The organism is Salinicoccus siamensis (assembly GCF_042429615.1).
GTDB classification, from domain to species: domain Bacteria; phylum Bacillota; class Bacilli; order Staphylococcales; family Salinicoccaceae; genus Salinicoccus; species Salinicoccus siamensis.
Genome location: NZ_JBHMAH010000031.1, coordinates 42,014 through 54,999 on the forward strand (window position 1 = coordinate 42,014; position 12,986 = coordinate 54,999).

Genomic DNA, 12,986 nt, shown 5'->3' on the forward strand with positions numbered 1-12,986 from the left:
TTATCTTGCATCGGATGTACCAAAAGGCGTTATCCACTGCCCTGAATAGTAGGATGCAATGAGACCTACAGCAATGAGCGCTATAAAACAGACGTCATATCCGGAAAATCTTGTCTGACGATAGTAGGTCCTAGCCCCATCATCGAATCCTTTCGATTCCATCGCCACCGCAAGACGGTGGGCCCGTCTGATGCTCTGACTGAGCAATATCACCACCGTACTCGTGAACCCCCTGAGCCCTCCGATATGTTTTCGGCTGACCAATGAACGACGCACCTTGCGTGCCCTCCTCAAGGTGATGAACTCATTGACTATAACAGGCAACATACGAATCGCGGCCATAAATGAATAGGCGTATTTCGGCTTTACTTTCCCCTGCTGCATCATACTGTAGAATACATCGGTCAACCTTGTGGTAAAAATGATGAGTGAGCCGAAGAATGACAGCGTCAGGCCACGCATCGTAATATGAAGTCCCCTCACTACACTTTCCTCAGTGATATGCACGAGACCAAATTCAAATAGGGTCGTGTCACCTTCGCCATATAAAATCATATATGCGCTGGACACAAGCCCTGTTAAAACGGTGACGGCAATCAGCAATGCTTGATACTTGAGTTCAATTCCACTCATGACCAAAAATAATAAAAGCATCCAAAGTAACAGATGGAATAGATGGTTCGGATCATGTATCAATACTACCGCTATAAATAGACAGATTGCCGCCACTATTTTAGTGAGCGGATTGGTCCTATCTATAAATGTGGAATAGCGTTTTATGGATTCAAACACCGCCACCCACCTCTTCCAACATACCATTATGGATTTTCAGGCGCCGCGACGGATAGCGTTCTTTTATTTCCTTGTCGTGGGTGATCATGATGATCGTCGTACCGTCTTCGACCAGCTCATGAATCAATTCGAGCAGTTTGAATGTGTGGCGCGCGTCCAAGCCGAAGGTCGGTTCGTCCAAAAAGATGATCTGCGGGATGCCGCCAAGTGCGGTTGCGACACTTAACCGCCTCTTTTGTCCTGTTGATATTTCAAGCGGATGCAGTCTTTTGATATGGGAGAGACCCATCCGTGAGAGCACCTGCCCCGTCTTCTTCTTAGCTGCCGCTTCATCATGATGCATTTCCAGATTGATGAATACTTCATCAAAGACACTGTTGGTGATGAATTGAAGTTCGGGGTTCTGAAAAACCGGATAGAGTGCCCCTTGGAATTGTTTGGTCTTTCGTATTGGGTGGTCTTCGAATATGACTTCTCCTCGTGTCTGCATCAGCTTCATAACTGCCATCATGAAACTTGATTTTCCACTTCCATTCTCCCCTTCCAGTGTAATCCATTGCCCTTTAGGAATATGCAGCTCATCCACACTGAGCAGCTCGTTTCCTACTCTACTTATCGAAAGATCATTAATCTGGAGAAGCGGGACGCCATTATCTATGCTTTTGGTGAATCGTGGGGCATTCTGCCATGAATGTGGATGCCACACTCCCAGAGCATCCAAGGCTTCCCTATTGTCACTTAACATCTCACCTGGTGTAGCGGAAGCGACGATACAGCCTTCATCATTCAACAAAATAATCCGATCCACCCTAAACCACACGTGTTCCACCCGGTGTTCGACAATTACTACGGTACGCTCTTCCCACACTTCCTGAATCGTTTCCCATAAAGAACAGGCAGTGTTTTCATCCAACATGCTTGTCGGCTCGTCGAGAAAGAAAGTATCGGCTTTCTGCAGCAATGCAGAAGCAATCGCCAGTTTTTGCTTCATGCCTCCCGATAAGCTGCTGATTTGGGTCTCAAGAGGCTTTTTCAGCCCCACTGCTTCTAATGTTGACAAGGCATTCGAAGTCATATCGTCAACATGCACTTGATTGTTCTCCATGATGAAAGCAAGTTCTTCACCGATTGTAGGCATGGTGAACTGGGAATCGGGATCTTGAAAGACCACAGCCCCCCCATCAGGCAGATCCATATGGTCCGCTTCCAGCAGTGCATCAATGACGCGTGGCATGAGGCCACTCAATATATTCAATAAAGTGCTTTTTCCGGAACCACTTGGTCCTACTATCAGAACTTTTTCACCTTTTTCTATCTGCAGATTCATGTCCGTAAACAATGGCTCATGGGCACCTTGAAACTGCAGTGCCATATTCACCACTTCCATCCCCATCTATGCCTCCCTTTCTGTTTCCTTATACTGACCGAGCAGTTTAAGGACACCCGTCTCAAGCAATGCTCTATAGAGGATATGCGCAAGCCACCCTGCGACCACTGCCCCACTCAAAATCCTGAAGCCAGCCATCAGAATCAGGTTCCATATCTCGAGATGGGCAAGGTAACCATAGTACCAATCCAAAGGCAGTGTAGAGAGCGCCGCTGCTGTTCCCGCTGATACAGCAACCATCAACGCTGTACTTTTATATCGTACAATGGCAAAAACAAGTTCACAGGCTAACCCTTGGATAAGTCCATAGATGATAAGCATGACATCGAACTGCAGCAGGACTATCGTTTCAGCAGAGGCTGCTGCAAATTCCGCAATCAATGCAACTCCCGGCTTCCTGATTATCAGATATACGATGACCGGCGCGATGAACCACATGCCATAGACCAATTCATTTAGATGGATGCCGAGAGGTTTCAAAGCTGTGTAAAAAGCCCCCCAAACCGAGTAGATGACTGCAAATACCAGGGAAACGACGACGGTCACCAAAACGTCCGTCAATGTTAAGCCTCTTCTTTTCTTCATTTTAATACCCTCCTGAAATCATTAGAGAATAAAAAAGCACACCACTAGTGTAGTGGTGTGCATATTAATGTTATGTAATATGCCACTTCCCTACGCTAGTATGATCTAGATCAGGTGATAAGGGTAATTCTCAGTCCAAAAGGACACCCCTAGTGGTGTGCTGTTATTCAATTAACTCCATGATAGCGCATTCTCAATCCTTTGTAAAATCACTTGTTGTCCGCAATCATCTGATGATATCTGCCACCCGCTTCAAGCAGTTCTTCTTCACTGCCGCTTTCAACGAGTTCACCGAGATCCATGACGAATATACGATCCACCGCTTTGATGGTATTCAACCTGTGCGCGATGATGATGCTTGTACGGTCTTTCATCAGCCGCTCAAGCGCTTCTTGGATCTTCAGCTCCGTTACGGTGTCTATGCTGCTTGTCGCCTCGTCAAGAAGCAGTATCGCCGGATCTGTTATCAGGGCCCTCGCTATGGAAATGAGCTGTTTCTGCCCTTGGGAGATGAAGCCCTCATCGGCCTCGAGCACAGTATCATAGCCATTTTCAAGCTCTATGATGAACTCATGGGCATTAGCCAGTTTTGCAGCTTCAATGACTTCATCATCTGTCGCGTCCAATTTACCATATCGTATATTTTCGCGTATCGTCGCTTCGAACAGATATGGATCCTGCAGCACAAAAGCCGTCTGTGAACGCACTACTGTACGTTTATAATCCAATATGTTCCGATTATCGATTCGGATCTCACCCTCATCCGTCTCGTAGAAACGGGCGAGCAGCTGCATGACTGTAGTCTTGCCTGCCCCAGTCGCGCCGATGAGGGCGACCGATTCGCCGGCATCGATCTTGAAGCTTAGATGATTGATCGTCGGCTTCTGCTGATCGGCATCAAAAGAGAAGGAAACGTCGTCAAATTCTATTTCTCCGCGAATCGTCACATCCTCAATATGACCTGCATCTGTTTCAGTCTCCGAATCGATGATTCCAAAAACCCGCTCTGCGCCGGCAAGAGCCGACAGCACCTGGTTGAACTGGTTCGAAAGGTCAGCCAGGGGCCGTGTGAATTGGCGGGCATATTCAGCGAAGACGACAATCGTCCCGATGGTCACAAGCCCGTCTGTATAGAACACGAGCAGGCCGCCGGCCCCGGCAACAATTGTGAAGCTGACATTGTTCAGCATATTCATGATCTTCGGGATCAGACCTGCAAACAAAAAGGCCCAAAAAGTGATCTCCCTCAGGTTCGCCGCCTTCTCGCTGAAGTTGCGGATGGCCGTTTCTTCCTGCGAAAAGACTTTAACGATTTCCTGGCCGGATACCATTTCTTCGATATAGCCGTTCATTTCACCCGTCGCCTTCTGCCTCTTTTTATAGAGCGGTCCCGTCCGCTTGGTGATGAATGCCACCGCCACGATCAATACCGGTATGATGGTGACGGTCAACAGCGTCAGCAGCGGACTGAGGTAAAGCATCACGCTGATTGTACCGATCAGGGTCACGACGCTTGTCGTAAATTGGATGAATGAAGTGTTCAATGTCTGCGAAATGGTTTCGATGTCATTCGTCATCCGGCTCATCAGCTCGCCATGCTGCCTCTTGTCATAAAACTTTACAGGAAGCTTCTGCATGTGCGAAAACAACCGCGAACGTAGCTTGAATATCGTCCTCTGCGATAAACCCACCATAAAGAAAGCTGCTGTGTACTGAATGGAGGAGAGCAGGATATAGACGACCAGGAGGAAAAGTAGTATGCGGCCGAGCCCATCAAATTCACGTGGTACGAAATAATTGTCCACGATATAGCCGACCAGGAACGGACCGGTTATGCTGAGCAGACTGGTCAGGGTCACCAGGAAGATGATCGAATAGAGCAGCTTCCGCTCCTCGGAAATGAATTTCCAGAGTCTTTTCAAGGTGCCTGAAATATCGTTGGCACGGCGCTGATCATCCTTATCCTTCCTTTTTTTGATGTCTTCCTTGGTCAGGACAGGCTCGTGTCCAAAGGGTTTCTTTATGAAATCAATCATCCAATTGCCCTCCTTCCGTCTGGGACTCGACTATTGAACGATACAAGTCGGATTGCTGCAACAGTTCCTCGTGCGAACCGAGCGCATTGATCTCGCCGCCTTCAAGCAGCAAAATCCGATCTGCCATCTTGGCGGTGACTATCTTCTGCGTGACGATGATCTGGGTGGTCTCCTCTTCCCTGATCGCCTCCCAAAGGGCAGACTCCGTTCTTATATCAAGCGCTGAAGTGCTGTCGTCCAATATAAGTATCCCCGGCTTCCTGACGAGTGCACGCGCTATCGACAACCGCTGCTTCTGGCCACCGGACAATGTTACACCCCTTTGTCCGACCCTCGTGTCGTAGCGATGATCGAACGATTCGATGGAATTATGGATCTGGGCTTTTTGGGTCGATGTGAAGATATCGGATTCCAGCGCTTCCAAATCACCCCACAGCAGATTCTCGAATATGCTTCCAGAGAAGAGCACTGCCGATTGCGGGACATAGCCAATGGCCTGCCTGAGGTCTTCTTCATTCCATTCCTTGATGTCCCGCCCGTTGATGTAGATGGTGCCTTCCTCTGTCTCGTACATTTTGGGTATCAGGCTGAGCAGCGTACTTTTGCCTGACCCAGTCCCACCCATAATGATGAATTTTTCTTTTTCGCGGACTTCAAAACTGATATCGCGCAACACATAGCGGGAAGAACCCGGGTATCTGAAGGAGACCCCTTCAAACTTGACCGACCCCGCCTGATTTTCTTTAACGATTTCTGCGTTATCATTTATGCTGATTGGAGATTTCAGCACTTCTTCCATACGGTCGCTCGATGCTTTGGAGCGGCTGAAGGCGATGATGATGAATGCAAACATCGAGAAGCCGCCCTGCATCCTTAATGCATAGTTGACGACGGCCACCACTTCTCCAACCTGGACGGCGTTGTTCTGCAATAGATCGGAGGCCATCCAGAGTACAACAAGCAGGCTTCCGTTGATGATCAGAAGGAGCACAGGCATGATGGATTCCATTAATCTTAGGGCATAAATGGTATCATCACGCAGGCGCCCTGCCACTTTACTGAATTTATTGATTTCAAACCCTGCACGGTCGTTTGCCTTGATCAATCTTACAGCTTCCAGATTCTGCTGGATGAAGCGGTTTATCTTATCCAGTCGTTTTTGGACCCTTAAGAATATCTGTCCACCTTTTCTCGCTGTAAAAATCAAGAAGATAAGAAGGATAGGTGTGAGAAAAGAAAGATAGAACCCAAGCGTCGGGTTGACGACAAAAGACATGATGAGGGAGCCGACAACAAGCAATGGTGCCTTGATGATCACCCTCAATGACATATACAGCAGCATCTCAGACTGCAGGACGTCCTGGGTCATGCGCGTAATGAGGCTCGAGGTAGGGAATTTGGACAATGTCGCCAGCGTAAAATATTGGACCCGCCGAAAAAGTGCTGTACGCAGATCATAGCTGAAACTATTTGCCACATGACTCGCAAAAAGCGAATTCATTATACCGCTTACAAATGCCACCATGCTTATAGCTGACATGATGAGCAGATAGAACCACACAGTGTCGATGCTTTCTGCCACAATACCATCATCTATGACTTTTGATATCAGATAGGGTTGAGTGAGTTCAACCGTCAATTCTATCAGCATAAAGAAGAGGGCGGTGGCTATGAACCATTTATATTTCAATGCGAATTTATAGACTGTCAGCAATTTCTCCCACCTTTTTTTCTTTCGATTACCGAAGTATTATAGTAATTATGACATAATTCACTCAATTTTGACAGTCTAGATAAAAATGCATCCGAAGCATATCTGCTTCGAATGCATCAATTTATCGGAATGCCGCCATCAGCTCATCAAATGTTTCATCTTCAAGCGTCATGTCCCTTTTGACAAGAGGCTGATCGAGATAGCCTTCTATATTTTCCTGGTAGGATTTTGAATCCGCGTCGTGATAGATGACGCCTTTAAGAAGGCCATTATTCGCCATGACATGCTGCATCGCATTTTCTGCGTCCGTATGATCATAATCATCCAGATCTTCTACAGCCACAAGATTTTCTTTAAACCAATCATAAGTGTTCACCTTATTGTATGTGACACACGGGCTGAAGACGTTGACGAAGCTGAATCCTTTGTGGTCCATTGCCTGCTGGATGATGGCAGTCAGCTGTTTGATGTCTGAGCTGACGCTTTGTGCAACAAATGTCGCACCGCTGGCCATGGCAGTCCGTATCGGCTGGATCGGATCCTCTTTCGAGCCGTCCGGCGTTGTCTTCGTAACGAAACCTTTGCCGGAAGAAGGCGATGTCTGCCCTTTCGTCAGGCCGTAGACCTGATTATCCATGACGATGTATGTGATATCTATATTGCGCTTCAATGCATGTACAGTATGTCCCATACCGATGGCAAAACCATCACCGTCACCGCCGGCAGCAATCACCGTCAGTTCATCGTTCGCCATTTTGACACCTTGTGCTACAGGCAGACTGCGCCCATGGGTTGCGTGGAAACCGTAGGATTTGATATATCCGCTCAAACGTCCACTACATCCTATCCCTGTTATGACAGCAAGTTCATCAGGTTCAAGTCCGTTGGCCGCACACGCTTTCTGGATGGCCGCCTGGACACTGAAATCTCCGCATCCTGGACACCAGTTCGGTTTGATGTTATTTCTAAAATCTTTAAATGTCGCCATTACATAACTTCCTTTATTTTCAGAATCGAATTGATATGTGCTTCAATCTCATCGGGCTTAAAAGGGGTCCCATCATATTTTACATGGGAATTCATACGGTCATGGCCATAATAGTTCATCTTCAGGATACTATGGAGTTGACCACTGTAGTTGTGCTCAATCACCAGAATATCTTTCGCTCCATCTAGATAAGGCTTGAGGAGTTTCGTCGGGAATGGATGGATCTGCTTCAGGCTGATGGTGGTGATATCTGCATCTATTCTTTCGGCAGCTTCATCGACCACACCATTGACGCTCAGGATACTGATGATGAGCAGGTCGCTTTCGACGCCACCGTGCACTTTGAATGGTTCATCCATTGTAAAGTCCTTCAGCTTCCTCATTCGCTTGTCCATTTGGGTCATGCGGTTCTCTGCACCTTCGTTGGGTGTCCCGACTGTACTGTGTTCTACACCGGTGACATGGTGGATACCGCCTTTGACGCCTGGTATCGGACGCGGCGAAATGCCGTCCTCCTCATCACTGTAGCGCTCAAAATAATCCTCATCATTGTCGATTTCTTCTGTGATTATCTTGCCTCTGTTTATTTCGACACGGGACTGGTCGAATGGGCGTGAAGACTGTTTGCCGAGGGACATCTGAAGATCGGAAAGCAGTATGACCGGCACCTGATAATATTCAGCCAGGTTGAATGCCTCCATTGTCGTATAGAATGCATCTTCCACATCGGACGGAGCCAGTACGATTTTTGGGATGTCTCCGTGCGTACCATATATCATCTGCATCAGATCTGACTGCTCCTGCTTCGTCGGAAGACCGGTCGATGGCCCCCCACGCATCGTGTCAACTATGACGAGTGGCGTTTCAGTCATGCCTGAGAGGCCGATTGATTCCATCATCAGCGACAGGCCCGGTCCAGCTGAAGATGTGAAACTTCTTGCTCCGGCATAATTGGAGCCGATCGCCATAGTCACCGCTGAAATTTCATCTTCAGTCTGGATTACGGTGCCGCCGAGTTTCGGGAGGTTGTCTATCATATACTCCATGATTTCACTCGCTGGAGTGATTGGATAGGCAGCCACGAAACGCACGCCGGCATTGAGTGCACCAAAACTGATGGCATCATTGCCGATCAGGAAAAGCTGACTTTCGCCATCTGTAGGCTCGAGTTCAAAGTCTCCGTCAATGTTCGGCATCTGCTCGTCCATCAAGTTATATCCGGCCAATATTGCCTGGTTATTGCTTTCTACGATCTGTTCACCCTTACGTATGAACATCGTATAGATCATATCCTTGAATGGCTGCAGCTCAAGATTCATCAAGCGCGCACTTGCACCCACTGCCACCATATTCTTCATCAGCTGGCTGCCGAGCTCCTTGGCAGTGGCTGTAAACGGAATTGAGATGAGTTGGATATCCAAATTCTCTTCCTTTTTTGGATCGAACTTGCTGTCTGCAAGCACAATCCCGCCTTGAACGAGCTCATGGCTGTTCAAGTCTATGGTCTGCTGGTCGAAAGCCACCAATATATTAGTATGATCGCTCACCGCCCGAACTTCTTTAGTCGAAATTCTCACGTTATTATTTGTATGGCCGCCTTTTATACGGCTTGAAAAATGTCTGTAGCTATATAGATGGTACCCCATCCTGTTTAGGGTTGTTGAAAAGATCTCTCCGGTCGACTCGATACCCTCACCTTGCTGACCGCCGACTTTCCATGACAATTGCTCTTTCATAAACATTGCCTCCTTGTCCTTATGCTAATATACCAAAATACGGCATGTTTTTCGATCTTCATGATGGTTCCACGATGAAAATCAGTCTATCGGCTGAGCCTATTCCTCAATGCGTATCTTACTGATTCTATTCATCTCCGCATCAATGATGACACCGGATAGTATCCCCGCCCCCTCTTCAGGAACATTATGCCTGACGGGCATTTGATGAATGAACCGTTCGATGACTTCTTCTTTGCGTATCCCGAGGATTCCGTCTTTGAAACCAGTCATCCCGACATCGGTAATATATTTCGTCCCCTTCGGCAATACTTGCTCATCATTTGTCTGGACATGCGTGTGGGTACCGACTACAGCCCCTACCCTACCATCCAGATAATGTCCCATGGCGAGACTTTCACTTGTCGTCTCACTATGGAAATCGACGAATATCTCATCCGCTTCCGAATGCTTCAGTATTTCATCCGCCTTTTTAAACGGACAGTCTATGGGATCCATGAAGCTTCTGGCTTGAAGATTGATGATCTGAAGCATCTTGCCGTTCACATTGATGACTCCATGCCCTTTTCCTGGAGCCCCTTCCGGGAAGTTTGCTGGACGTACCATGCGCACATCGCCCTCAAGAAATGGGTAGATTTCCCTTTTGGCGAATGCATGGTTGCCCAAAGTGATGAAATCCGCACCCGCCGTCAACAATTCCTTATATATCTTCTCTGTGATGCCTTTACCATGTGCAGCATTTTCACCATTCACAATGGCCACTTGAGCGCCATGCTGCCTCTTCAGATCAAGCAGGTGCGCCTTCAGCATACGCCGCCCTACTTTTCCCACAATATCTCCAATGAATAGTATTCGCATTATAGATCCATCCTTTAATCCACTTTATATTTTTGGTCATGATAATAGAAAAGACCAGCAGGCATGCCTGCTGGCCTCTTTATTTTGCATACTCGACTGCTCGCATTTCACGGACGACCGTTACTTTGATGTGCCCTGGATATTGAAGTTCTTCTTCAATCTGTTTCTTGATGTCCCGCGCTAGACGGTGTGCTTTCAAGTCATCCAATTCATCCGGTTTCACCATCACCCGGATTTCACGACCGGCTTGAATGGCGAATGTTTTCTCAACGCCATCATAGCCCTCTGCAATCGATTCAAGCCTTTCAAGGCGTTTGACATAGTTCTCAAGTGTTTCTCTACGCGCACCCGGGCGTGCAGCGCTCAGTGCATCGGCTGCAGCGACAAGAATCGAAATGATGCTTGTCGGCTCCACATCACCATGATGGGAGTGGATGGCATTGATGACTGTGTCAGGCTCCTTGTAACGCTTTCCGAGCTGCACGCCAATCTCAACGTGGCTACCGTCCATTTCGTGGTCGATGGCCTTACCGATATCATGCAGCAGGCCGGCACGTTTGGCAAGTTGAACATCTTCTCCCAGTTCGCTGGCAAGCATTCCTGCAAGATAACCCACTTCAACAGAGTGTTTAAGCACATTCTGTCCATAACTGAGTCGATATTTCATCTTACCAAGGTGCTTGATCAGCTCTGGATGGAGATTATGGATATCCAGTTCGAATGCAGCTGCCTCACCTGCATCACGAATGCTCGTCTCCATGTTGCGTCTCGCCTTATCGACCATCTCTTCGATGCGGCCTGGATGGATCCTACCGTCCTGTACAAGGGCTTCCAATGCATTTTTGGCGATGGCCCTACGAATTGGATCGAATCCTGAAAGGATGACGGCTTCAGGCGTGTCATCGATTATAAGGTCAACCCCCGTCAGCGTTTCGAGCGTCCGGATGTTGCGCCCTTCACGGCCGATGATCCTGCCTTTCATTTCGTCATTCGGCAGAGTTACTACCGATACTGTCGATTCGCTCGTATATTCCGCAGCGTAACGCTGGGCGGTGGATGCAAGAAGTTCTTTTGCCTTCTTATCCACATCAAGCTTCATCTCGTTCTCTTTCTCCTTGACCATGACAGCCATGTCATGCGATAGTTCACGCTCCACCTCGTCGAAAATTTCTTTGCGTGCCTCTTCACGGGTGAGCCCGGAGATGCGGGTCAGTTCTTCTTCATGTCGACCGATAATTTCTTTAATCTTCTGATCCTCGGCATCAACCATTTGCTGCTTTTCTTCAATTTTAGCTTCCTTCACTTCCAGGGCTTCGTCTTTTTTATCAAGCACTTCACTTTTTCTGTCAAGCACCTGTTCTCTATTCAAAAGCCTGGATTCTTGAGATCTGAGTTCCTCTTTCTTCTCAGTGGATTCACGTTCAAATGCATCCTTGAGATTCTGGTTCTCTTCTTTTGCCTCAAGCAACTTCTCTTTTTTGAGGTTCTCCGCCTGCTTATTCGCTTCGCTGATAATATGTTCTGCGGAAACACGCGCCTCCTGTTGCTTTTTGGTCAAAATATTTTTTACAATAAAATATCCGATTACAACACCTAGAAAAATACCGAGCAAGATCAAGAAAATGTCTATCATGTCCATAATAAACACCTCTCCTACAAGCTCTATTCCTTGATTATATAATACACTGAAACAAATATTATATAGATTCAATTCTAAAGATAATCATGCGAAAACGCAAGCACCAGGAATATCAATTTAGCATCCCGATACTTGCGCTCTGTGAAGACTTATTTTTTTATGATTCATCATCTTCAAAAAGGGTTTCTTCTGCTGGTTCCTCAATTTCCTCTTCTTTAGCTTCGCCTCCGAAGCCAAGTGCAGAACGCAACTTCCTTTCAATCTCTTCAAGGGTGGCAGGATTGTTCGTAAGGTGTTCCTTGGCATTTTCTTTACCTTGACCAAGGCGTTCCCCTTCATAGGAATACCAGGCACCGCTTTTCTCTACAATGTCATACTCGACACCAAGATCGATCATCTCACCTGTTTTTGAAATGCCTTTACCATACATTATATCCACTTCTGCAACACGGAATGGAGGCGCGACCTTGTTTTTCACAACTTTGATCTTAGTACGGTTACCTACAATCTCCTGGCCAAGTTTAAGCTGTTCGGCACGCCTTACTTCCAGACGGACAGAGCTGTAGAATTTAAGGGCCCGGCCGCCTGATGTCGTCTCAGGATTACCGAACATGACCCCGACTTTTTCACGGATCTGGTTGATGAACATCGCTGTGGTATTACTTTTCGAAATGGCACCGGAGAGTTTCCTCAATGCCTGGGACATCAGGCGCGCCTGCAGTCCCACGTGCGCGTCACCCATTTCGCCTTCAATTTCAGCTTTAGGCGTCAACGCTGCGACTGAGTCGACGACTACGATGTCAACAGCGCCACTTCTGACGAATGCCTCCGTTATTTCAAGGGCCTGTTCCCCAGTGTCCGGTTGGGATAGATACAAGTTTTCTATATCGACTCCGAGATTTTGGGCGTAGTCAGGATCCAAGGCGTGTTCAGCATCTATAAATGCTGCAATGCCGCCATTTTTTTGAGCTTCTGCAATGGCATGGAGTGCCACGGTGGTTTTACCGGAAGATTCCGGGCCATAGATTTCTATGATCCTCCCTTTCGGGTAGCCCCCTACACCAAGTGCTTTATCCAAAGTGATGGAGCCTGAGGAAACCGTTGATACTTTACGTCCCGCGTCGTCCCCAAGTTTCATGACCGCGCCTTTACCGAATGACTTTTCCATATTTTTTATAACTGTATCTATCGCTTTTTGTCTCTCGTCCATAATTACCCTCCATTAATTCATTTCATAATATATTATAACAT

At 47.3% G+C, this 12,986-nt stretch carries 10 protein-coding genes and 1 riboswitch; all 10 genes read right to left on the minus strand.

Translation table 11 applies throughout. The features are described from left to right. Positions 1 to 792, minus strand: a complete 792-nt coding sequence (locus ACFFLE_RS09615) for an energy-coupling factor transporter transmembrane component T family protein (protein ID WP_380570883.1) — start codon at positions 790 to 792, stop codon at positions 1 to 3. After that, complete coding sequence (locus ACFFLE_RS09620; RefSeq protein ID WP_380570884.1) at positions 785 to 2,185, minus strand: ABC transporter ATP-binding protein; 1,401 nt, start codon at positions 2,183 to 2,185, stop codon at positions 785 to 787. Before ACFFLE_RS09620 ends, ACFFLE_RS09615 begins: the two co-directional genes overlap by 8 nt. Next, positions 2,186 to 2,764 carry an ECF transporter S component gene (locus tag ACFFLE_RS09625; RefSeq protein WP_380570885.1) on the minus strand — a complete coding sequence of 193 codons (579 nt, stop codon included), beginning with the start codon at positions 2,762 to 2,764 and terminating at the stop codon, positions 2,186 to 2,188. 70 nt (positions 2,765 to 2,834) lie between these two features. Continuing rightward, positions 2,835 to 2,925: riboswitch (TPP riboswitch) on the minus strand. A gap of 48 nt (positions 2,926 to 2,973) precedes the next feature. Beyond that, positions 2,974 to 4,800: an ABC transporter ATP-binding protein gene (locus tag ACFFLE_RS09630; protein WP_380570886.1), complete on the minus strand. Its 1,827-nt coding sequence runs from the start codon at positions 4,798 to 4,800 to the stop codon at positions 2,974 to 2,976. After that, the gene (locus ACFFLE_RS09635) at positions 4,793 to 6,514 is read right to left on the minus strand and encodes an ABC transporter ATP-binding protein (protein WP_380570887.1); all 1,722 of its coding nucleotides are present in this window, start codon (positions 6,512 to 6,514) and stop codon (positions 4,793 to 4,795) included. The genes ACFFLE_RS09630 and ACFFLE_RS09635 overlap by 8 nt, the downstream gene beginning before the upstream one ends. A gap of 121 nt (positions 6,515 to 6,635) precedes the next feature. Beyond that, complete coding sequence (locus ACFFLE_RS09640; RefSeq protein ID WP_380570888.1) at positions 6,636 to 7,502, minus strand: 2-oxoacid:ferredoxin oxidoreductase subunit beta; 867 nt, start codon at positions 7,500 to 7,502, stop codon at positions 6,636 to 6,638. Beyond that, entirely contained in the window at positions 7,502 to 9,238 is a 1,737-nt protein-coding gene (locus tag ACFFLE_RS09645; RefSeq protein WP_380570889.1) for a 2-oxoacid:acceptor oxidoreductase subunit alpha, read from the minus strand. Before ACFFLE_RS09645 ends, ACFFLE_RS09640 begins: the two co-directional genes overlap by 1 nt. Before the next feature lie 99 nt (positions 9,239 to 9,337). Beyond that, positions 9,338 to 10,096, minus strand: coding sequence for a TIGR00282 family metallophosphoesterase (locus ACFFLE_RS09650; RefSeq protein WP_380570890.1), 759 nt, complete (start codon positions 10,094 to 10,096; stop codon positions 9,338 to 9,340). A 79-nt stretch (positions 10,097 to 10,175) separates the two neighbouring features. Then, positions 10,176 to 11,735: a ribonuclease Y gene (gene rny / locus ACFFLE_RS09655; protein WP_380570891.1), complete on the minus strand. Its 1,560-nt coding sequence runs from the start codon at positions 11,733 to 11,735 to the stop codon at positions 10,176 to 10,178. A gap of 157 nt (positions 11,736 to 11,892) precedes the next feature. Then, complete coding sequence (gene recA, locus ACFFLE_RS09660) at positions 11,893 to 12,945, minus strand: recombinase RecA (RefSeq protein ID WP_380570892.1); 1,053 nt, start codon at positions 12,943 to 12,945, stop codon at positions 11,893 to 11,895. Positions 12,946 to 12,986 lie beyond the last annotated feature (41 nt).

Bases quoted from the DNA above. Each gene is read 5' to 3' on its own strand.
- ACFFLE_RS09620 (WP_380570884.1), bottom strand. From the start codon at position 2,185: ATGGGGATGGAAGTGGTGAATATGGCACTGCAGTTTCAAGGTGCCCAT.
- ACFFLE_RS09625 (WP_380570885.1), bottom strand. From the start codon at position 2,764: ATGAAGAAAAGAAGAGGCTTAACATTGACGGACGTTTTGGTGACCGTC.
- recA (WP_380570892.1), bottom strand. From the start codon at position 12,945: ATGGACGAGAGACAAAAAGCGATAGATACAGTTATAAAAAATATGGAA.
- rny (WP_380570891.1), bottom strand. From the start codon at position 11,735: ATGGACATGATAGACATTTTCTTGATCTTGCTCGGTATTTTTCTAGGT.
- ACFFLE_RS09640 (WP_380570888.1), bottom strand. From the start codon at position 7,502: ATGGCGACATTTAAAGATTTTAGAAATAACATCAAACCGAACTGGTGT.
- ACFFLE_RS09650 (WP_380570890.1), bottom strand. From the start codon at position 10,096: ATGCGAATACTATTCATTGGAGATATTGTGGGAAAAGTAGGGCGGCGT.
- ACFFLE_RS09630 (WP_380570886.1), bottom strand. From the start codon at position 4,800: ATGATTGATTTCATAAAGAAACCCTTTGGACACGAGCCTGTCCTGACC.
- ACFFLE_RS09645 (WP_380570889.1), bottom strand. From the start codon at position 9,238: ATGAAAGAGCAATTGTCATGGAAAGTCGGCGGTCAGCAAGGTGAGGGT.